This is a genomic window from Occallatibacter sp. (genome assembly GCF_049582745.1).
Taxonomy (GTDB): Bacteria; Acidobacteriota; Terriglobia; order Terriglobales; family Acidobacteriaceae; genus Telmatobacter.
Genome location: NZ_JBAUUO010000016.1, coordinates 13011 through 32647, shown reverse-complemented (window position 1 = coordinate 32647; position 19637 = coordinate 13011). Strand labels below are relative to the sequence as shown.

The window sequence follows — 19637 nt, the reverse complement described above, 5'->3', positions numbered from 1 at the left end:
CGACAGGAGTCCGGCCAATTTCGATCAGCCTGCGTGGTGAAAGGTACGAAGCAATGTTGCTGTTCGGCCCGGGAGACTGGGTCGAGAGCGACCTTGGACGGTTGCAGGTTGATCAGGTTGGATGCCGAATTCGACTCGGCGAAGGAGCGCTCACGTGAGGTATTACAAGGGTTATATCGCCCTGTCCGACACATGTGATGTGCCGGTTCTGCTCCAAGTTCGGAACTCGCGCGCCATCACTTTCGATCAGCTTCGCGACCTGCTTGCCCACGAGATGCTGGAGGCGATCGTTCGCTCGTTGCGCTGGCGGGTGACGCGACTCGAAAAAGTTGGCCTGATCGAAAGATTGAATGGACAGCGGTTTCTGGGAAAACCTGTCTATGGAATAACGCAGCAGGGCCTTGAATGTCTTGAGTCGCGCGGTCACTACCTGGTGTCGCTGCCTAGTGACACGGAGCAAATTCTCCACCCGTCGAAGGTCGCTCACGCGCTGGAACTGGTCAATATCCATCTGGCTCTTGCCCGATCAGGCTTGCTTCGGTCGTGGAAGAGTGACGTCGAGATCACCTCGCGGAACCTGGTTGCCGCCGGCGGAGCGATCAAAGACTATGACGCCGTCGCGGAGATCGAAGTCGACGGATGCACACGAACGATCGGAATCGAATACGAGAGAAGCGCGAAGGCAGCATCCCGTTATGAGGCAATTTGTGAGGCTCTCAACAGAGACAAAGCTACGGATACGGTCTTGTACTTGACCTCAAGCGACGACATTCTGTATCTGCTTGCCATGGAATTGCGCGCGACTCGGAAGCGAATCGGCTTCGCACTGAGCGAAGCATTCCGCCGTTCTCTCCTTGAGACGCGCACTCTGACCAACACGGCGAGCTCAGAAATTGTGCCGCTCCGCGAACTTCTCGATTTGAAAGTGTCGTAGTTGCATCGCGCTGGGCAAGGCATTCCTTCGACTTTCCTTTGTGGTTGTATTTACGTCGCATTGACGTCTCATCGAATCTGCTTTGACCTCTTTTGCCTCGTTATTGAACGGAATCGGCACTCCCTAAGTTATGGCCGCTCAAAAACTTCCTTTCTGACTATCCCCTTGTTTGCATGGCAGTGTTGAGGTGGCAGAGAGAAGTTGGAGAGAAGGAATAAAGAAATTGAGTGATTTTCAATCGGGCCAACCAGCGATCTGATGCCAATCAGGTCGATTGTAGGGCCCCAGTCCTCAACGCGAGCTGAGGACGCACGGCGGCGGATTGTCTACAGCTGGGTGCATCCGCTCTCAGTACACATTCCCAAACATTCAGAGCCTCCGAGGCAAGTACAAGCGCCATCCTTGGCGCCAGCTCGTCAATGACTCCCAGCGCGCCCAACCCAAGAACGACAACCGGCCCACCATGCCATGAAAGGAAGGAAATCGCCATGCACCAATACGCTTCCGCCGCCCTCAAGCAGAAGGTGGGAGGAGAATCTCCCTCAAACCCCTTCCAGCGCCGCATTGCGATCTGCCTTGTGCAGACCGTGTTCAACGCGATCATCGTCGCGAGGTACGCTGGAACGCTCTATCGAGCCACCAACCAAAACCCGTTTCAGCTGGTAGGAGTGACATTGCTGTTTGCAGCTCTGCTCGGATCGCTTGCTCGGATGTGGTTCCTCGCACTGAAGAGCCAGACCCGTTGACCCACATTCCATCCCATGAACCCCAACCCAGAAGAAAGGAGAATTGCCATGCAATCCAGCTTGGGAAAGATGTCCGCGTACAAGATGTTCAGTTGGCGGGAACGTGCCGCCAGCTCAGTCGAGCAAACTGTCGCCGCCTTTCTGGAACTCGGTGAGGCCATTGCCACCCGCTGGGTCCAGACAGCCAAAGGCGTCCTGCTCCTGCAGATGGTGCCCGACAACAGTGAATCAGGAGCGATCTACGTCTTCGATCGACAGCGCGAACAGTGGTACATGCTCTCGTTCGAAGGTTGCGAAGACCAGTTCACCTTAGAGAAGTTCGACCGCGCGTTCTCCGAGTACGACCTGTTCCGCCTGGTTCAACAGCCCGGTCTGCTGCTCACTGAGTTCCAGCCGGCCAACGCCTAGTCCCCTCGCCACGCCCCAATCAAGTAAAGCCATCCCTTTCCAACGGAGGAACCGTCATGCGTCTGTCCGCAAGTCGTATCCGCTCGATCAATCGTGCGATCGCCAGGGTTCAGTCGTCCGCCTGGTGCGCGTCCGGAAGAACTCACGGTCATTCGGCCCCCAACCCGGCGCCAGTTTTCCCCATGAACGCTTCCAAGTTCGTCAAGATCGTCGCGGTCCCAAGGAGCAAAGCCGCGTAGGGCCTCCAACCGGAACAGGCGAGGAGACATGCTGGGCTCGCGTGTCCTGCTCGCCCGTTCCGCAAATTTGACCGAGTTTTGGACCCGGGATACAACCACACAACGGATGAAGGAGGCAGGACGCCATGTATGCCAAGTTCTGTGTAAACCGGGAAACGGCAAGCAGTTTCATGCGGCTCTTCGTAAACCGACGTGCCTATGCAATCCAGGGAGATCGACCTTTGCCGAACGGTTCCGTCCCCTATTACCCAGCGCGGGATTGGAAGACCAAGGTACCAAAACCTCTCGATGACGGCGTGGTGCGGATGCACCTCAATGGCGACATCACTATCAGTCTCTACGCAATCAATCCCGAGACGCAGCGCTCGAAGTGGGTGGCAATTGACGCCGACTTCGATGGTGCGTTGGATTCCCTGTTCCGGCTTCAATGGGAACTTAAACAAGATGGGGTGGAAGCCGCGCTGGAGCAATCCCGCCGCGGTGGTCATCTCTGGATCTTCGGCGCTGAGCCGCTGCTGGCATCCGAGTGCCGAATCTATGTCTACAACCTCGCGCTCCGGCTGGGCGTTCCGGTCAAAGGCGGGGGTCTGAAGGAAGGCATAGAAGTCTTCCCGCGCCAGGACAAGCTCGATCACGGCGAGTACGGCAACGCGATCCGTGCTCCGCTCGGCGTACACCGGAAGACGAATCGGCGTTACTGGTTCTATGAAGCTGAAGCCACTCCCGAAGGTCAGCTTGGATATCTCGAGCGATTGACGAAACTGACCGAGGCAGAGCTGAGGACATTCATTGAAGGGATGAGTCTGCCCGAAGCGTACAGGCCGGTGCCCTTGGCCCCGTACACTCCACCCGTTTCATCTTCCCGCTACCCGGAGTTCCGGATTCTCGACTATGTGCGGACGACGCGCAAGGACAGCCGAAACTGGTGGGCCCGGTGTCCCTCGTGCGCGGCGGCCGGCCACGACCGCACAGGCGACAACCTCGCCATTCAGGTCAAGGATCCCCGGTTCTACAAATGTTGGGCGGGCTGCACAAAAGAGGAAATTCGCGCCGCGCTGGGTCAGCCGATCCAAAGGCGTGCGGTGGTGTAGGAGCGAAACGATGAGTATTTCCGAAAGGCATAGACCCGGAACCGCCTCTTCTCGCCATGCTCTTTACGGATTGGAGTTGCCATCAAGCGCGCTTAAGGCGCTTCAGAAGCGAGGCATCTACTGCACGCCCGGAGTCTCGCTCGAGCACCAGCACTTGGCAAGGCGCTACGTGCTGCGCGGGGTGGAATCCGGAGGCGCAGTCTCGGACATGGGACGGGCCTGTGCTTTCGTGGCGGAGGACGGATCGCCATTGCCGTGGCTGCAGCCCATCCATTCGATCGCCGTGAATGGCCGTCACGCCATCTTGCTGGCGGAAAGCATGGTGCGCATTGAGATGCTTCGCAGTGAACGGACCTGGGAACTTGCGATCACGCTCCATACGGTATCGCGTGCTTCAGATCGGGAGCGTCCACAGATAGTCTCGAAGCCGCTCTTTCGTGGCAGAGATGGAGTTCTTTCCGTGGATCTCTGGAAGGAAGAGAATCGTGGGCTTCGGGGAAAGCTGGCCCCCGTTTTCTATAGCCGTGCTGGCGAGGTGCTGCCTCTCCCACTGCCGTTTGAAGAGGCAATCAGAAAAACAACCGCAGCCGTCTGCTGCCTCGGCTGCAAACACACGCATGTCGGGGTGCCGCCGGCGGTGGTGGTTGTCAATAAGGTCGCCGAGAAGGAACAACCAGCATGACAGACCCCAAGCAAGTCGCGATTACAGTCGGCGAGCCGAACTGGGCTCCGCTGGAGCTGGTACTTCCGGCCTGCGAGCTGGAGAACTTCATGTACATGGGCCGAGCCGGGGAGATCGAGTTGTACAAGCACTGGGCCACACGCCGCTATCTCAACATTAGTGCGGACGGCCAGCGGTTTTACCGCTATTCCGACGGAACGTATGTCGAGGTCACCAAAGCCGTGGCTCTCGATCGTGTACGCAACCGAGATCACTAGGAAAGGAAAAACCACCATGGCAAAGAGCGTCAACAGGACATTTCTGCTCGGGCACGTTGGCAAGAATCCCGAGGTCGGAACTACACCGGGCGGCACGCTCGCCGTCAACTTTTCCCTCGCGACTACCGACCGGGAGAAGGACCGTCAGGGCAATTGGTACGACAGGACCGAGTGGCACAACCTGGTGGCTTACGGCCGGACCGCGGAAATCGTGCGCGATTATGTGAGCAAGGGCACGCAACTCTTCATCCAGGGCAAGATTCAAACGCGCTCCTGGGATGACAAGGAATCCGGGCAGAAGCGGTTCTGGACGGAGATATTCGTCCACGATCTGACGCTGCTGGGCGGAGGCCGTGGGGAGAATGGCGGCGCCACTCACAGCAATGGTCGGGACGACTCCCGGAGTAGTTCTGGTGGATCGAGCTATCAGCGGCAGGGGATGGACGAGCAGTACGCCGACGAAGCGCTGGATCCATCAGAAATTCCTTTCTAACTGAACATTCGGAAGCATAACTAAGGCGCTCTTCGGGGCGCCTTAGTTATTTGAGGAGCAAATGCGATGGCAACCAATGAAGCAAAGACTGGTCCGGATACCGACGCTCTGTTCACGCGATTGGCGGAGCCGTTTGGCCTTTCGGAGATTAAGTGGCGCGTGACTCACACGAGCCACGATGGTACCCGCGGCGCGGTGATCGCATTCGCGGACCCGCGAGCTTACACAGACCGTCTCAACCAGCTTTTCACCCCGAGCGGATGGACCAGAAACTACGACGTCACCACGGTATCGGCGGTGAGTCGGCAGAAGCGGGACAAGATCATCCAAACCGGCAAAGTTTTGGTTACATGCACGCTGACCATCGCACGGCTTGGGACTCACTCAGGAAGCGGGGAGCAGTGGGCAGATGAACAGAACGCGATGACGGGAGCGGAAGCACAGGCATTCAAACGCGCCAGCAGCTGTTTTGGTCTGGGCCGTTATCTTTACAACCTGCCGGAGACCTGGGTCGATCTCGATGGGCAGCGCAGACCGACCAGGCTTCCCGCACTTCCCAACTGGGCGCTCGCGAAGGCAAATTCGGCGACGGGAAAGACCAACCCAGCTTGTGGTCCACGGCCTCCGGAAGTGCAACGTGGCCCCATCGACCAGAAGACCACGGCGAAGATTGAGGGGTTCCGGCGTATCCTGGGCGACCCGATCTACCAGGAAATTCTCTGGCGCGTCGCGCGAGCGCGCCAAGCGAATGCTATTCCAAACGCGCAACTTCAGGCGACCGTTGCGGAGGCGATGGAACGCGCATCGCGGGGAATCCGCAAGGTGCAGTCGCTGGCCGAGTCGATCGGAGATACGCAATTCGTCTCCGTGCTCGATCGGTTGCACATCGGCTCGATGACAACAATCGGCAATCTCGAAGCTCTGCGGCATCTGGTCTCGGAACTCGAAGGGCTGGCGGGACAACCTGCCGCCTGAACGGAGGGCGCCACGCAGCGCGGCACATCCGTGAAAGGAGCGTTCTGAAATAGATACTGGCGTTTCGTCGCGTCCCGAAATCTTCCTCTCCCGTACTCGTGGGTTGCATTCCTCGACAACTTCAATTGCATTCGCTGCGCCGTCACCGAATTCCGGATGAGGCGCTGCGCCAAAGGAGCTTTGAATGGGAGCCGAAGAAGAGCGTCCTAAGACATTTGTTGAATGGGTTCTGGCTCTGCTGGAAGGACGCTTTCCATGGCTGGGTTCAGGACGAGACGAACCCGTCGGCGGAGCAGATACGGTCGATGAACTCACCGACTTGTACAAGTCGTTGATTGAGCAACGCGAAAAGGCACATCGCGAAAACGTCGAGCCACGAGCGTAACCGGCATCGGTCGATACTTGGAGGATCCATGTGCAATGTGCGGATGATTCGAACTGAGCCCGGCCTTGTATCGATTCCATTGGAGAAGGCCGTCTATTGTGAGAACTGCAACATGGTCTCGTCTTCGGCCCGCCAGCGGTGCGGTCTCTGCGGTTCGGGGAGGATCATCCGAATGGCTCCGTTGATCCCAGAGCCGTGGGACCCGGATCCGGTTCCTGCGCTCGCCTTGGCCGCGTAGCGAGCAGACCGCAGCGAGCCTCGATTCGACACGCATCGATTCAGCGTGAATCCAGAATTCCTCCCGGCTACATCGGCGTTGGCCGGTACTAATCCGTCTGACCTTTTGTATTGCTGCCGACTGACTCGCCGGTCGTTCTGGGAGGATAAGGCTGCGGTTTCCCGCGCCTTAGATTATCGGCATGGTGGGCGAGGAACGGCGCCATACGCCTCGTGATCTCCTGGGCAAGAGCAAATGCGGTTTCCGGGCTTGGACGTTGTCCAGGTACAATCTCGAGCTTGAGAGCCGCGACCGCTTCTCGATAAACTTTCTTCGACACCCGTTCGAACTCCCGTTCGAACGACAAGTCCCGGGCGATACGAGCCACCATATCTGCCGCTTCCAGCATTTGTGCGGTTGGATCGTCCTCGTTCGCGACTGCAAAGCGAAGCTCATCTGCCGAGAATGCGAGGTTGACTTGAAGATCCAGTTCCTCACCAACAATCGGGTCGATGGCATAGCTAACATTGATTGCTGGCCCAGTATAGCTATCGGACAAGGCTATAACCATCCGGAAGATGGTGAAGAGCTCAACGTATCCCGTTAGGCGCTTTGTGAGCGGGTCGCCGGCAATCGCAACGCAATGAAAGACTCTCCCGGGCGGCCGGTTCATCACAAGATCGCGCTTGCCGTAATGTCCAAACGGACGGTCACCGGTTTCACTTCGTAGATAGTTCAGAGCGAGGTTGCACAACTGAGGATTGACGCCTCGAGAGACGGCCAGCGTCAGCGCTGACTTTACGGCTGACCTACCGGAAAGACCGCCCCCGAAAGTCAATTCCGCCTTTACCGGTTCCGCAAGGTAGGATTCTCTTTCATCGATGCTGGCCAATGCTGCTCCAGAGTCGAGCTTGGGGTATTTCCTCTTGAGTCCCCGTAAAATTTTCTCCGCTTCGGCACGGGTCGTCGCCTGAATCTGTATCTCAACGCCCTCACCCTTCGATGTTATGCCGGGCTTGGAGCGCGGAAAGGAAAGGTGCCCGTCGGGATGCTTTCTAACAGCTCTCCCGGAGAGCGTGACGAGTTCTACTGCGCGTCCGTAGCCACGCTCACGAACAATGCCAAGGTGTGATGCAAGGAACTCAAGCTGACGAAATGCTTCAGAATCCCACTTGGAGCCGCTATCGCTGTTACACCGGACGCAATAAACTCCACGCACTTTTCGGGTACCACCGATCGCATTCAGGATGATGTGCTCCTGAGAGTCATTCGCGTTCGTGATTTCAGCATCGCAGAGAGCGCACCTTGGAGTTGCCATGCAAATCCCTCGGAAGGAAGCACTATTATTCTCGCATCAAGCCAAAATTGGTGCTTCGCGCATGTGTTTCATCTGCGGATGTTGATTGGCGCCAAATGGGTAACGTCAAGTCGGCCAGTGTTCGCTGATCTGCCTAGGCATGATCCCGGGTTGACGGGAAATGCCCAACGCGCGCGTCCATCCCTGAAGGTGGAAGTTCCTAGCTGGCTCATTTTATGAGAAATTCCACGAATTGAGGTGTATCCATGCGGAATGTCGCACGCCTGAAAATGGGTTACTACCCATTGCCGGAAGGCGAGGGAGTCAAACTTCGCGCGATGCTTTCCTTCACTGGGCCGGCTTCGGTGATCGATCCTTGCGTCGGACAAGGCACTGCGTTGAAGCTTGTGAGCAGCGAAGCTTCCGTCCGGCGCTATGGTGTCGAACTCGATGCCGAACGTGCGCGGATCGCCGGCGCCAACGGTATCGAGACCATCCAGGGCAATGCTTTTGACGCTATTGCGCGGCCCGAATCCTTCTCGCTCCTGTATCTGAATCCGCCCTATGACTCGGAAATCGGCCCAATCGCCAATCGCCGAATGGAAGCCGTGTTCCTGGAACATACCTACCGCTGGCTAGTTATGGAAGGCGTTCTCATCCTGGTGATCCCGTTCGAGCGATTGCATGACTGCGCCGGCATCCTTGCTTCCCACTTCACCCAGCTCGCCGTTCTTCGCATGACAGATGAGGAATCGGTCAAGTACCGGCAAATCGCGGTGCTTGGCCTGCGGCGCGACGTCAGAGGAACAGCCGTTGAGAACAATAAGCGGCAGCTTTTGAGCGTTGGCCTGTATGGCAGCTTCCTGGGATTGGCTGAGTTGCAGCCTGGCGTGTGCCCGCCATATTCAATTCCTCCGTCGCACGAGGCCGAACTGAGCTATCGCGGCCTCCCCTACGATTTGCTGGAAGACCTGCTACCGCAATCGGGCGCATGGAAGCAGGCGGCGCCGCTGTTGATGCCACATGAGGACGTTGCGACTGGCCGGCCCATCACGCCGCTGCATGGCGGCCATGTTGGGCTTCTGTGTACCGCGGGCCTCTTGAACGGCGTCTTCGGCCAGGGAGACGACCGGCACATAGCCCGCTGGCGTTCGGTCAAGCATGTGACGACGTTTGTGGAACAGGACGGAGACACCGAGATCATTCACCATCGGGAGCGGTGGGCCAATGAGTTGTACCTTGTCTACGCCGATGGGAGGACGCTGAAGCTTACTGAAACGCCGGCGAAGAAGGAGGACGAAGCCGATGGAGAATGCACACCTACGGTTCGGGCTGCTTGAGTACGTGCGCTTCACGGAAAAGGCATCTACCCGAATTCGCCTGCGAGTCGATCGCTATATCGGGAAAGATCGGCAGGCACATCTTCTGAGCGTCTTCGGAAATGACTCGGATGTTGGCGCAATCACGGCGGCCGTTCACGAGAAGGCCGCCTTCAACTTGACCTTTCCGGACGGTACGGTAAAGGACGTGACGCTCGGCGAACATGCCTCCTGCTACAAAGGGGCAGTGACTTTGCCGGGCCGGAAACATCCTGTGCGCCATCTGCTGGCGGTGTCCCAGGAACTCCACACCAATGGTAGCGCGGGACGGACGATCCTGTTGCGATACCGTCGCGAGGAGGCTTGGGCCACGCTGGTGAGCTTCCTTGGGCTGCCTGCCGATCCGACATGGGCAGACCACATCCTTGGGATCGTCGAGGGAAAAAAGAGGATTGAGGAGATCGACGGGATCGGCTGCGAACCTGGTCAGATCTCGGCAACCACCGAGGATGTGCTTGAGTGGATCGGTGAAGGTCTGCGCTCAGAGATGCTGGCCTTTCCGGAGAACAATGGGCCGATAGTTTGGCCTCGATTCGCCCTGTCGGCATCACTGTTTCCGGCCCCTGCGACATCGGGATTGATAGGCTCTGGTCTGCCAGTTTCCTGATAGTCCGTTCCTTAATTGCAAAAGTGTTGAATTTCGCCGAAAACAGACTCCGAGCCGCTCCCTGAGCGATGCAGCGAGCACGCATCAATCAAGAATCCATCCCGGCGACAAGGGCACTTACGAGGACCAATCCGGAGCTGACAGCCTAACCCAAACTGGTTTCTGCGTTCCTTAACGTCGAAAAGCGAAACAGTATGAAGACCCTTTTCACCTCGGGATTTCTTTTCTCCAAGCCTCATCACCGATCATTTCTTCAGTGATCGGACCGAAGTGTAAGTTCGCCAGTACCTTATATTCCCTCGGCAGATTTAAGCCACAGGACGGGCAGAACAGCGAGCAAGGATCAACGGCTCTCTTCCCGTCTAGCTCATACTCCTCTTCGTCGTCTATTCCGACAATGATTCCGATATTGCTACAGATTTTGCAACTGAGATACAGGCTTTCGCCAAGTAGATGACCGCGCTCGTTGGGGTGAGAGTCGAGCTTCGAATATATCTTCCTGTTCACATCATGTCGGCCCCAGCCGAGATCAAGCATGTCACCGCAGTCGTCGAAAAGAAGATGTGCTACCCCAATCACCAGGGATTCCTGATACTTGCAAGTGAACGTATGAAGCAACCGCCCCTTCGGCAGGTTCTTATCCTTCCCGATGGCGGAGAGATATTCCTGAGCGACGCGCAACTCTCGCATAAGACCTTCCCCGAGCAAAGCCTTAAAGCTCAACCCGTCGTAACATTCGCTATAGAACTGTTCAAGGGCCGGGAGCGCAGTCTTGAGAATTGCTTGAGAGTATTCGAATTCCTTACCCTGTTTTGCGCCGAAATGTGTAATTTCGTTTCGAAGCTTGGTCATCTCAGGGAGGCCGGCAGCCTCAAAAGTCCGGAGCGATGACATTTCGCGTACCCTGCTCCAGGCTTCTTGGAATGAGCAAGTCCTCGAAAGGGGAAAATCATCGGGATCAAGATCCGTCTTTAATTTGCGCCCCAAGCGATGTGCCGCGAGGCGTTCCTTTACAGCCCATTTTGACAACTCGTATTCCACCTTATCTGCTGCCAGGAGCACGTGTATCTCCTCTAGCAGACCTTTGCACGCAACTTCGAGCGCTTGGTGAAACAGCATCAACGCCTGGGCCTGCATCGGATACGACATTACCCAGAATGCAGCCTTCAGCAGTTCTACAGCACCCATTGCCGATGGGCTATCTGTCTTGCGGATTGCGGCATGAAACTCTGTCTCGCTCAAATCGATCATGGACATGGTCTGCTCCGATATGGGCAATCACAAGGGAAACGTCAGCTTTTGGTCTTGGTTGACGTAGGCATTGATTATCGTTCCCACAGGCATGCTTGCATCTGGGCCGTACCAAAGAGCCGATACCCCGGTGAGCGCACCACCCTTTCCTCCGCTAACCCGCGCTCCGCCCCGCAAAGGAATTTTCGCGCCAGAAACAGTCTCCACATAGTCGAATTGCAGAACAAGTCTTCCCGATTTTCCCAAGAGACCGCTTTTTGATATTGATTCAATATGTCCGATTGCCTCAGTGCCAGTTCTCACGATGAGTCTGGAACCAAAGACGATGTCCTGGCGCACCTTGAAATGAACCGTCTGCTTGACATGGAGCTTTGTCCCTTGCAAATCGTCCATTAGGACTAGGTGGATTGGTGTCCCGTCAGGCAATAGAACGGTATTTGCTTTCTTATTTTCTGTTGTCTGAGAGAAAGCATAAGCCGGCAAAAGTGAGATTAGAGCCGCAGCAAGAACCAGCGGAAAACGGGTTGTGAAATGGACTCGCAATGTTCTCATGGCCGCTAATCACTGGACTGTGAAATCAAAGCCCTGCCCATAAACGGCATGAGGGAAATCTGCGGACCCGACTGAGTACAAGATGTATTCGCCCTTCTTCAATTCCTTTACTGGCGAAACCCTAAAACGGCGGCCACCAAGCGGAGTTGCGGAAGTGCGGACGATCCTATCGGCTCGAATCCCAACCTTTTCCCCTACAGTCCCGCCAACGGAGCCGATCTCGATTTCTCGCCGGTCACCCTTATCGTCCATCTCGACAACGATATAGTTATCGATATTTTCATTAGCCGGTAGTTCAATATCGATCACGGCTTTTCGGGAAGCTATTATCGAGGCGTGTTGTCCTTGCAGATATGCCTTGTTCTTTACGGACATAATCCCTAAGGAAACAGTGTGCCCGAGTCGGCCGCCGACCTTCTGCTCGCCAATTGTGCGAACTTGGACGGGGTTCCCATCAATCGTGACTTTGGGACTCGTCAATTGCGTTGACTGAATCATGGCCGCCACAACGGGATCGGAAACTCCGGCTTTCTTGAGGGCAGCCAGATCGTCATCTGATAGGTCAAACTTCGTTGCGCTCGCCTTTATCCGCGCAATAATCACGTCATCTCCGAGGCCCTTATGAGTCATTTCAATGACGCGTGCATTGTCCACGTCGCTCTCAAGGGTTGACTGCGAATAGGCAAGCTGTGCCCCGAGAAACACCACCGAGCCAATGGCGCAAAGAGCCAGCAAACGGAAAACAGACACACTACGTGTATTAAGATCGCCGATTTTCATGTGTTCACCTTTTGGAAACGGACTCTATCACACTGGCCTCTCGCTGTAAATCGCGGCTTGGAGTCATGATGTCCGCGCGGCTTAGATGTTCGTGAGCGGGGGCGGCAGGTGCGCGCGCATTTCTGCACAAAAGAAGCTCAGTTCGCGACAAGCCAAACCGCGCTTTCTGTGCTGGTCTCCCTGGCTATGTACCTCGGCGATGAATCGCAGTAGGGGAACCCGAATTAGCGGGGCCAACCATCCTCTGTTGCGGCCCAGCCGCCCGGGCAACTAACAGAGAAATTATCGGTTCTGCGAAGTCGGCATCACGCAAGAAATCCTGAGCAGAAGAGCGCCGACAAACCGTGACGCTCATTGAAGAGTTCTGTCGCTCTATGTTTTCAAGTTTCTGGTGTGTCGTCGAATCGTCGGCAATTTATCTCCTGTTTCCGCATTTTCACCAGCATCACCCATCTCCTTTCCAAAGTATCGACTGAGTTCTCACCAAAGTGCTCCCTTGTGAGGCGACCGCATGGAATCCTCGTTCGATTACCTCAGAGCCCACGCAGCTGAACTGGGCTCGCGCATTCTCGAAACCTATCCTCCACTGCAGAGCACCAAAGACCCCATTGCTCCGGCAATAGCGTCCCTTCTGCGCAAGGCGCTCCCCGCTCAGGGGCTTGCCATTACTGGGACTGCCAAGTATCTGCGCCAGGCAAAGGCAGCGCGCATCGTCGCCGAGTGCGGCGCGGGCAAGACCTATATGGCTTTGGGCACAATCCATGTGCTGGCGGATGGGCGACCCAGTACCACTCTCGTAATGTGCCCATCGCACATCACGCACAAGTGGGCGCGCGAGGTCTTGATGACCATCCCGCGCGCCCGCGCCTTTCTCATCGAGGACATGCGCAATGGCGGCGATCCCAGCCGGCCGCACGGCATCTGCGAGGTGAAGCTGAGCAAAGGCAAGACGGTTTACGAGGGCAAGCGCCTCAGACTGGCCGAAATGCGGCGCATGGGCCGCAAGGAATGGCGGAAGCGCTTCCCTGGGCCGACCTTCTTTATTACGGGCAAGGACAAAGGCAAGCTGGGCTACTTCTGGGAGCACGTCTATCTCAAGGCAAAGTCCGGTCCGAATCTGGGCGGCGTCGTCAATCCGGATTCCGGAGTTGCCATTCTCGATTCGGAGATGCAGAAGCTTACGGCGCTCGATTTCACCGACAAGCTCAAGGTTTCGGAGGCTCTGACCGCGCCCCGCGGCGGCACCACACGCTACTCCGCGCTGTGGCAGGCCGACCGGTCGCGCATTCAACGGATGGCGCCCATCGAGTACATCGGGCGCTACATGCGCGGGTGGTTTGATTTCGCCATCGCCGATGAACTGCACCAATTGGCCGGCGACACGGCGCAAGGCAACGGACTTGGCGTGCTCGGACGCGCGGCGCAGAGACTGATCGCGCTCACCGGAACGCTGATGGGCGGGTACGCCGACGACCTGTTCAACATCTTCTACCGCATGGAGCCGCACGCGATGGTGCGCGAGGGTTTCGCATACGGAGGGCAAGGCCGCCGAGACTTCCAGGAGCAGTACGGTGTCCTCGAAACCATCGAGAAGGTGGAAGAGTCAGACAACGCCTGTTCCAGGGCGACCAAGAAGACGGTCCGGGTTCTGCGCAAGCCCGGAGCATCGCCGATGCTCTTCGGCAAATTCCTGATGACCACGACGGCGTTTCTGTCGCTTGAGGACATTTCGGACAATCTGCCGCGATACGACGAGAGCGTCATTTCGGTTGATATGGACGATGTCCTGCAGCAGGCTTACGAGCAGTTGGAGGAGGATATTCGCTCCGCGATGAAAGCACATCGCGGAAACAAGAGTCTGATGAGCATCCTGCTCAACACGCTCCTGCTCTATCCCGATCATCCCTATGACTTCGATGAGATTTGGGCGCGGGCCTTCGATCCGCAAACGAAGGAGTATGTGAAGTTCCTGGTGACTGAACCGGAGAACCTCACGCGAGAGACTCTCTACGCGAAGGAGCGCGCGCTGATAGCCGACGTGAAAGAGGAGTTGCGGCAGGGAAGACGCTGCCAGGTCTATGCCACCTATACGGGCGAGAAGGACGTCACGTTGCGATTGGAGGCTGTGCTGCGGCAGGATGGCATTCGTGTCGCCATCCTCCGCTCATCCGTTGCCACTGATAAACGAGAGGATTGGTACGAGCGGCAGTTGAAGGCCGGTGTCCAGGTGGTGATTTGCCATCCCAAGCTGGTCGAGACGGGATTGGATCTGCTGGCCTTTCCGACACTCTACTTCTACGAGACCGGGTATTCGCTGCATACCTTGCGCCAGGCGAGTCGAAGATCGTGGCGCATCGGGCAGAGATTCCCTGTGCGGGTGAAGTTCGTCACCTACTCCGGCACGATGCAGGAGACCTGCCTCCGTTTGATGGGCAAGAAGATGCTGGTCGCGCTCATGATGGAGGGCAAGTTCTCGGGTGAAGGTCTGCAGGCGCTCGACACAGACGAAGACCTGATGAGCGCGATGGCGCGGGAACTGGTCGAAAAGGCCGGTGTCGGAGAATCCGCCGATGCTATTTGGCGGGACCTCGGCCACGAACGCGAGAAAGTGCTGCCGCGCCCCACTTCTGTGGAACCTGAATCCGAAGAGGAGTCCGAACTGGCGCCCGACCTTCCGGGCTTGATCGCCGCAGAACTTGCTCCGGCGCCATTCGGAATCCACCTGATCGAACCGAACCTGCCTTCAAAGAAGCGGAAGAAGGCCGCGATTTGGCCGACCGCCACAGAAACCAATGTGCAGCTCAGTCTCTTTGACTGAGCCGGGCTGCTTGCATCTTGAGAGGTGACATCATGAGCGATGAACGGGAAAAGGTTCGTTGCCGCAGTTGCGAACTTGTCCAATGGAGTGATCGAGCCAATTGCCGGCGTTGTGGGACGGCTCTGCCTGAGCCGATCGTGAGGATTGTTGAGCGAGTGGTAGAGAAGATCGTGATCCGGCAGGACCTGCAATGCCTCCAAAAGCTCGAACAGGCCTCCAGATTGATCTCCACGGCAACCGAGCGGTTGACGCAGCAGTGCGTGGATTCAGTAGCCCCACTCGTGTTAGCGCAGGTTCCAGAGACGGGAGTCTTTCCGACTATGGCGGAGGTGGAGCGAGCGATGATCGTGGCAGCCTACGAGAGATCGAATCGCAGACCTCTCGAAGCTGCACGGTTGCTCGGAATCGGCAAGACCACTGTATACCGCAAGCTCAGAGAAATAGGCGAAGCGGCGGCGTGATGTCGTTCCCGCATTGGCAGCATCGTGAATGCTGCCCACTCTCTTCCGGTTCAAAAAGCTGCTCCTTAACAACGTTCAACGATGATGGTGGGTTGTGTGGGAGTATAGGTCCAACGAGGCTGGTGCTTCCGGCCTAATCAAGGCAATGCAGGAGGTCAGCTTCGGCTGGCCTTTTGCTTTGCACGAGGCGATCATGCCAAAGGGTCCATTCCTCCCTAACGAGTTCGTTCCCACACAGTTTTCTACTTCGGCCGAAAAAGCGAACTTCGGCAACGCATTACTGCATTTTCTTGACGCCAACTGCGCGCGAGAGCTTTTCACGAAGAAGTTCTACAACCGGCTCTCGATGACCTTCGGCCACATTGCGCACTACGACATCGAAGGCTTCTACTCAACATGGTTTACGGGGGATCGACACAGGCTTGGATTCGTTCAGAAACTGCTCCATTGGCCCTGCCACGGAGACCCGAAGTTCACGTTCAGTGACGTGGAGCACGCGGTCCAGCAGGTCATGCTTAAACGCAATTATCTGGAGCGGTACGAACTGCGGGCTAACGAAGCACTGCGCGCCGCAGAGTTGCGCGAATTCAATCGTCTGCAGGCGAGATATCGATTGGCTCCGGCGGCCGGACTTGAAGAGGAGCGATCGCAGGACACAACGCGGTGTCTGGTCAAAGTTGAGGATGCTCCGCCCACCACCTCGGTTCAGATGACCCTCTTCTAACCAGCCCTCAGTCTCACCCATCTACAGATTCCCAAGGAGAATTGCGATGACCACTCTCAAAGTTGAAGCGCTGGTGCGCGAGTTCCACTACAACGGGATTCGCATTCCCGATCCGGGTCCGGACCTTACCGTGGAACAAGTCCGCGACTTGCTTACACCCAACTATCCAGAGATTGCCACGGCGTCGGTGTCGGGCCCCGAAGCCACGGGCTCAGTGTTGCGGTACACCTTCAGCCGAGCGATCGGCACGAAGGGCTGAAGTATGCGATCGAAAGTGACGAAGGCGGCGGACCTGGTGGAACTATTCGCGGCGAAGGCGATCGCCCCACCTCCGGAGTCGAGCCAGATACTCGTGAGGCACTTTCAATGCAAAGACTCTCTCAAAGCCGCTCAGTGTCTGGTCGAAGCGATAGATCGGTACAGCCCAAGCGACGGCCATCCGCTGCCGGCTCCAATCGAACTATTGCCCCCGCTGGGATAACCACGCTCGCGCCGGTTTTCACGCAGGCACTGCCTCTGCTCGGCGCAGTGCCAACAACCTACAGCCACGAGTTCCGCGCCGAATTGCTCTATGACCTCTGCGCAGCTTTGGTGAAAGAAGGGTTGGGAGGTCCGGAAACATGGCAGAAGTGCGAAGGAAGCGCACAGGTCTTCGCCCAGCGCGCCATCATGGAATCAATCGGCGAGGAGCGTTGGAACCTGCTTCAGCGCAACGCCGAGTATCACCTGAACGTGAGTGACGTAGCGGAACGGGACGGCGAGGACAAGTTACTCGGCAATGGACGGCTGGCCGTGACGATCGAATGTACCGGGTGCGGATTTCTCAAGGTCGGCCCGGCGATTGCGGCGCTTGAGGAGGAGTCCCCGGGTCTCGGTGCGGCGTTCTACTGGACGCTGACTTACGCGCTCTATCGAGTGATGCGGATCTATAACCACGATGATGCCTTGCAGTATGAGGAGCGGATGCACGAATACGCCGAGGAAGAGGAGGCGAATCGCGAGCAGTATGAGTTTCCCGAAGCCGAGAAGGCGCTGCCAGAGTGCATTCGGAAGACGTTGAAATCCGAGGACCATCGCGCATTCACACTCGGCGCGCGGCAGCTTCTTATGAAGCACGCGAGGGGGAAATTCCGCGGCTGGATCGAACGCCTGCGAGCGATCCAGCGCCTTTCTCGCATGAGGCTGCCAGCCGACGCATATTTCCGAGAGGATGGCGGCTATGACACGATTCCATTGCCATCCCTGCTGGTGGCCTTCAAAGAGCACGACGCAGCTGTCGCATGTTTTGACGAAGAGAGCCAGTACATGCTGGAGGGGAGCGCGGAGCCGACGTTGGGAGTGGTCTTCTCTCCGCAGAAACATGAAGAGGTGCGGCACGCGCTGCGCGTGGTTGGGCGGTTCATCGCTCTAAATTACGAACTCTTCCAACTGGTGGAGGCTCTCGCGGAATGGGAGAAACGCCATGCAGGTACATGTCTCGATCGGGGAGAACCATCGTTTCGAGCTGCGTGAGGCGCTACTGGTCTATGGCGACCGTCAACGCAGCTTTGTCACCCGGCACCAGGTAACACTCCACAAAAACGCCCCACCAACACTCGAACCGGCCCAGCCGCTTATGCTTGGATTTCTCGAATCGCTGGTGCGTTCGCTTTCGGGCCCATCCTCCGCCGAAGTTCTCCCTGAAAATGTGCTCGCCAAGGGCGACCGCATGATTGTCTGGTGGACCGCGGTGTGCCGCCGGCAGATGTTCTATGAGAACGCCGAGCAAAAGGCCACGAGCCTGAATGGCCGAACATTTCCGCAGCCTGCTTTGGTATGGCGTGTAGAGAACGGAGATCTCAAGATTCGAGCTCTTGCCGATAACCGGCGGCCGGCGGCAACGACGACACTTGCGGTGGCGCCGTTCTGGAACCTGTCGGACGACGGCCGTGTTTGTACTGGAACGATGCGCCGTCCAGACAGTGCAAGGGCAGCCTCGATTCCGGAATGGGAGCGTGGCTTCTACGAGAGCGCTTTCACACACTCCAATGTGGGTCGATTGACGCGCCACACGGGAGGCTTTGAGGGACTGTGGAGCGACGTTGCGGACAAACGCACACAGTTTCCCGTCAAGACGTTGATCCAGTTGCCACAGACGCTTGCGCAGTTCGTGCGGGGAGGGAGGGAGTAGCATGCGCATCGAGCACACCCTCCCGCCCGATCTGCTCCGACATCGTGCAGTGCGAGTTCTCGTGGTCGGAGCCGGCGGAACCGGGAGCGCCATCATTATGGGTCTGCCTTACCTCGACCAGGCGATGCGCGCCTGGGGACATCGCTACGGCATCGAAGTTGCCCTAATGGATGCCGACCAGGTCTCTGAAACGAACTGCGTCCGGCAGCCCTTCTCAATCTCCGACATCGGTCAGAACAAGGCAACCGTCCTCATCAATCGCATCAATCTGTTCTGGGGAACGAACTGGTCGGCGATCCCCAATCATTTCCACGCTCGGTCCTTTGACCGTAACCAGGACCGGTGCCCCGACCTTGTCTTTGGGTGTGTGGATACACGCGCCGCCCGCAAGGCAATCGACGATTCGTTCTCGCGCGCCTTAAGCCGGACCTGCTATTGGCTCGACGTTGGCAACAATGCGGCGAGCGGCCAATTTGTTCTCGGCCAGCCGCTGAACGCGCGCAACCGCCGCAAGTCGGATCGTCTCCGTACTGCGAGTGAACTATTCCCGGAGATCATTGATACAGAGTCGGGCGAAGACCCGTTGCCGAGTTGCTCGGCCGTTGAATCCCTGGATAGGCAGGAGCCTTTCATCAACCAGACGCTGGCTGCGAGTGCGCTGGCCATGTTGGCGCAACTGTTTCGGTACGGCAAGCTCGCCTATCATGGGGCATTCTTCAACGCGCAGTCAGGCAAGATGTGCGCATTGCCTGTCGATCCCGATCTATGGTCGAAGTTGCGGCGGCGATCAAAGAAGGCAGGTCCACCTACAGTTAAACTCGTGTGATCACTGCAGCCGATTCTACCGAATCCTGCCACGTATTCCACGTGGCAGCGGCCCTTTGGGCGTGCGAAGAGTTTGCCAAGGTAAATATTGGGGACTACTCGTTTGGCTCCTCGTCAATGGCTCGGTGAGTGACTCGGCGATTATGCGGAAATCTAAGAGCGCTAAGGTTGGTTGCAAATGTTAATAGCGCGCTTTCGCGATTACCATTCGATTTGTTCTGAGAAGGACGACACCAGGCTTTGTGGGCTGTGGGCGGGTTATTTCTTTTGCGCCCTCCTTTTCGCAGCGGAGACGCCGAGTTTCTTCGTCCTGTATCCAAGCTTGTTCACATTTATCCGGCTACAC

General features: G+C 57.2%; 23 protein-coding genes. 19 read left to right on the top strand and 4 right to left on the bottom strand.

Annotated elements, in window-relative coordinates; genetic code table 11:
* The first annotated feature begins 154 nt into the window (after positions 1-154).
* From WCA10_RS02490 to WCA10_RS02450, 9 genes are all read left to right on the top strand, one after another.
* A complete protein-coding gene (locus tag WCA10_RS02490; RefSeq protein WP_472820905.1) occupies positions 155-934 on the top strand; it encodes a hypothetical protein in 780 nt (259 codons plus the stop codon).
* Positions 935-1422: 488 nt separating this feature from the next.
* Positions 1423-1680 (top strand): hypothetical protein, encoded by a 258-nt coding sequence (locus tag WCA10_RS02485; protein WP_472820904.1) that lies wholly within the window; start codon positions 1423-1425, stop codon positions 1678-1680.
* A 48-nt stretch (positions 1681-1728) separates the two neighbouring features.
* Positions 1729-2088: a hypothetical protein gene (locus WCA10_RS02480; protein ID WP_472820903.1), complete on the top strand. Its 360-nt coding sequence runs from the start codon at positions 1729-1731 to the stop codon at positions 2086-2088.
* 460 nt (positions 2089-2548) lie between these two features.
* Positions 2549-3418 (top strand): TOTE conflict system archaeo-eukaryotic primase domain-containing protein, encoded by an 870-nt coding sequence (locus tag WCA10_RS02475; RefSeq protein ID WP_472820902.1) that lies wholly within the window; start codon positions 2549-2551, stop codon positions 3416-3418.
* 10 nt (positions 3419-3428) lie between these two features.
* Entirely contained in the window at positions 3429-4100 is a 672-nt protein-coding gene (locus WCA10_RS02470; protein ID WP_472820901.1) for a hypothetical protein, read from the top strand.
* On the top strand, positions 4097-4357 hold the full coding sequence (locus WCA10_RS02465) for a hypothetical protein (protein ID WP_472820900.1): 261 nt from the start codon (positions 4097-4099) through the stop codon (positions 4355-4357). Before WCA10_RS02470 ends, WCA10_RS02465 begins: the two co-directional genes overlap by 4 nt.
* Positions 4358-4373: 16 nt before the next feature.
* Entirely contained in the window at positions 4374-4850 is a 477-nt protein-coding gene (locus tag WCA10_RS02460) for a single-stranded DNA-binding protein (RefSeq protein ID WP_472820899.1), read from the top strand.
* A gap of 66 nt (positions 4851-4916) precedes the next feature.
* Complete coding sequence (locus tag WCA10_RS02455; protein ID WP_472820898.1) at positions 4917-5825, top strand: Rad52/Rad22 family DNA repair protein; 909 nt, start codon at positions 4917-4919, stop codon at positions 5823-5825.
* A gap of 184 nt (positions 5826-6009) precedes the next feature.
* Entirely contained in the window at positions 6010-6210 is a 201-nt protein-coding gene (locus tag WCA10_RS02450) for a hypothetical protein (RefSeq protein WP_472820897.1), read from the top strand.
* A 326-nt stretch (positions 6211-6536) separates the two neighbouring features.
* On the opposite strand, the gene WCA10_RS02445 is transcribed toward WCA10_RS02450, so the two are convergent.
* The gene (locus tag WCA10_RS02445) at positions 6537-7745 is read right to left on the bottom strand and encodes an HNH endonuclease (protein WP_472820896.1); all 1209 of its coding nucleotides are present in this window, start codon (positions 7743-7745) and stop codon (positions 6537-6539) included.
* A gap of 245 nt (positions 7746-7990) precedes the next feature.
* On the opposite strand from WCA10_RS02445, the gene WCA10_RS02440 reads away from it, so the two are divergent.
* A complete protein-coding gene (locus tag WCA10_RS02440) occupies positions 7991-9064 on the top strand; it encodes a DUF6094 domain-containing protein (protein ID WP_472820895.1) in 1074 nt (357 codons plus the stop codon).
* Positions 9030-9710 (top strand): hypothetical protein, encoded by a 681-nt coding sequence (locus tag WCA10_RS02435; protein WP_472820894.1) that lies wholly within the window; start codon positions 9030-9032, stop codon positions 9708-9710. The genes WCA10_RS02440 and WCA10_RS02435 overlap by 35 nt, the downstream gene beginning before the upstream one ends.
* A gap of 207 nt (positions 9711-9917) precedes the next feature.
* Here the strand turns inward: WCA10_RS02435 and WCA10_RS02430 are convergent, their stop codons facing one another.
* The 3 genes from WCA10_RS02430 to WCA10_RS02420 are packed head-to-tail and all read right to left on the bottom strand — an operon-like array spanning position 9918 to position 12293.
* Positions 9918-10967 carry a hypothetical protein gene (locus tag WCA10_RS02430; RefSeq protein ID WP_472820893.1) on the bottom strand — a complete coding sequence of 350 codons (1050 nt, stop codon included), beginning with the start codon at positions 10965-10967 and terminating at the stop codon, positions 9918-9920.
* 21 nt (positions 10968-10988) lie between these two features.
* Positions 10989-11513 carry a hypothetical protein gene (locus WCA10_RS02425; protein WP_472820892.1) on the bottom strand — a complete coding sequence of 175 codons (525 nt, stop codon included), beginning with the start codon at positions 11511-11513 and terminating at the stop codon, positions 10989-10991.
* A gap of 9 nt (positions 11514-11522) precedes the next feature.
* On the bottom strand, positions 11523-12293 hold the full coding sequence (locus WCA10_RS02420; RefSeq protein ID WP_472820891.1) for a hypothetical protein: 771 nt from the start codon (positions 12291-12293) through the stop codon (positions 11523-11525).
* A gap of 511 nt (positions 12294-12804) precedes the next feature.
* Between WCA10_RS02420 and WCA10_RS02415 the strand changes: the two genes are divergently transcribed.
* The 8 genes from WCA10_RS02415 (at position 12805) to WCA10_RS02380 (ending at position 19292) form a co-directional block, all read left to right on the top strand.
* Positions 12805-15111, top strand: coding sequence for a helicase-related protein (locus WCA10_RS02415; RefSeq protein ID WP_472820890.1), 2307 nt, complete (start codon positions 12805-12807; stop codon positions 15109-15111).
* A gap of 137 nt (positions 15112-15248) precedes the next feature.
* Positions 15249-15572 carry a helix-turn-helix domain-containing protein gene (locus tag WCA10_RS02410; protein ID WP_472820889.1) on the top strand — a complete coding sequence of 108 codons (324 nt, stop codon included), beginning with the start codon at positions 15249-15251 and terminating at the stop codon, positions 15570-15572.
* 193 nt (positions 15573-15765) lie between these two features.
* Positions 15766-16296, top strand: a complete 531-nt coding sequence (locus WCA10_RS02405) for a hypothetical protein (protein WP_472820888.1) — start codon at positions 15766-15768, stop codon at positions 16294-16296.
* Positions 16297-16342: 46 nt separating this feature from the next.
* A complete protein-coding gene (locus tag WCA10_RS02400; protein WP_472820887.1) occupies positions 16343-16555 on the top strand; it encodes a PRTRC system protein C in 213 nt (70 codons plus the stop codon).
* A 3-nt stretch (positions 16556-16558) separates the two neighbouring features.
* Entirely contained in the window at positions 16559-16777 is a 219-nt protein-coding gene (locus WCA10_RS02395; protein WP_472820886.1) for a hypothetical protein, read from the top strand.
* Positions 16778-16824: 47 nt separating this feature from the next.
* Positions 16825-17808, top strand: a complete 984-nt coding sequence (locus WCA10_RS02390; protein ID WP_472820885.1) for a hypothetical protein — start codon at positions 16825-16827, stop codon at positions 17806-17808.
* Complete coding sequence (locus WCA10_RS02385; protein WP_472820884.1) at positions 17759-18466, top strand: PRTRC system protein B; 708 nt, start codon at positions 17759-17761, stop codon at positions 18464-18466. Before WCA10_RS02390 ends, WCA10_RS02385 begins: the two co-directional genes overlap by 50 nt.
* A gap of 1 nt (position 18467) precedes the next feature.
* Positions 18468-19292 (top strand): PRTRC system ThiF family protein, encoded by an 825-nt coding sequence (locus tag WCA10_RS02380; RefSeq protein ID WP_472820883.1) that lies wholly within the window; start codon positions 18468-18470, stop codon positions 19290-19292.
* Positions 19293-19637: the final 345 nt, after the last annotated feature.

Excerpts from the sequence above, each read along its gene's own strand:
- WCA10_RS02485 (WP_472820904.1), top strand. The coding sequence starts at position 1,423 with ATGCACCAATACGCTTCCGCCGCCCTCAAGCAGAAGGTGGGAGGAGAA.
- WCA10_RS02480 (WP_472820903.1), top strand. The coding sequence starts at position 1,729 with ATGCAATCCAGCTTGGGAAAGATGTCCGCGTACAAGATGTTCAGTTGG.
- WCA10_RS02470 (WP_472820901.1), top strand. The coding sequence starts at position 3,429 with ATGAGTATTTCCGAAAGGCATAGACCCGGAACCGCCTCTTCTCGCCAT.
- WCA10_RS02465 (WP_472820900.1), top strand. The coding sequence starts at position 4,097 with ATGACAGACCCCAAGCAAGTCGCGATTACAGTCGGCGAGCCGAACTGG.
- WCA10_RS02460 (WP_472820899.1), top strand. The coding sequence starts at position 4,374 with ATGGCAAAGAGCGTCAACAGGACATTTCTGCTCGGGCACGTTGGCAAG.
- WCA10_RS02455 (WP_472820898.1), top strand. The coding sequence starts at position 4,917 with ATGGCAACCAATGAAGCAAAGACTGGTCCGGATACCGACGCTCTGTTC.
- WCA10_RS02450 (WP_472820897.1), top strand. The coding sequence starts at position 6,010 with ATGGGAGCCGAAGAAGAGCGTCCTAAGACATTTGTTGAATGGGTTCTG.
- WCA10_RS02445 (WP_472820896.1), bottom strand. The coding sequence starts at position 7,745 with ATGGCAACTCCAAGGTGCGCTCTCTGCGATGCTGAAATCACGAACGCG.
- WCA10_RS02440 (WP_472820895.1), top strand. The coding sequence starts at position 7,991 with ATGCGGAATGTCGCACGCCTGAAAATGGGTTACTACCCATTGCCGGAA.
- WCA10_RS02435 (WP_472820894.1), top strand. The coding sequence starts at position 9,030 with ATGGAGAATGCACACCTACGGTTCGGGCTGCTTGAGTACGTGCGCTTC.
- WCA10_RS02430 (WP_472820893.1), bottom strand. The coding sequence starts at position 10,967 with ATGTCCATGATCGATTTGAGCGAGACAGAGTTTCATGCCGCAATCCGC.
- WCA10_RS02425 (WP_472820892.1), bottom strand. The coding sequence starts at position 11,513 with ATGAGAACATTGCGAGTCCATTTCACAACCCGTTTTCCGCTGGTTCTT.
- WCA10_RS02420 (WP_472820891.1), bottom strand. The coding sequence starts at position 12,293 with ATGAAAATCGGCGATCTTAATACACGTAGTGTGTCTGTTTTCCGTTTG.
- WCA10_RS02415 (WP_472820890.1), top strand. The coding sequence starts at position 12,805 with ATGGAATCCTCGTTCGATTACCTCAGAGCCCACGCAGCTGAACTGGGC.
- WCA10_RS02405 (WP_472820888.1), top strand. The coding sequence starts at position 15,766 with ATGCCAAAGGGTCCATTCCTCCCTAACGAGTTCGTTCCCACACAGTTT.
- WCA10_RS02400 (WP_472820887.1), top strand. The coding sequence starts at position 16,343 with ATGACCACTCTCAAAGTTGAAGCGCTGGTGCGCGAGTTCCACTACAAC.
- WCA10_RS02395 (WP_472820886.1), top strand. The coding sequence starts at position 16,559 with ATGCGATCGAAAGTGACGAAGGCGGCGGACCTGGTGGAACTATTCGCG.
- WCA10_RS02385 (WP_472820884.1), top strand. The coding sequence starts at position 17,759 with ATGCAGGTACATGTCTCGATCGGGGAGAACCATCGTTTCGAGCTGCGT.
- WCA10_RS02380 (WP_472820883.1), top strand. The coding sequence starts at position 18,468 with ATGCGCATCGAGCACACCCTCCCGCCCGATCTGCTCCGACATCGTGCA.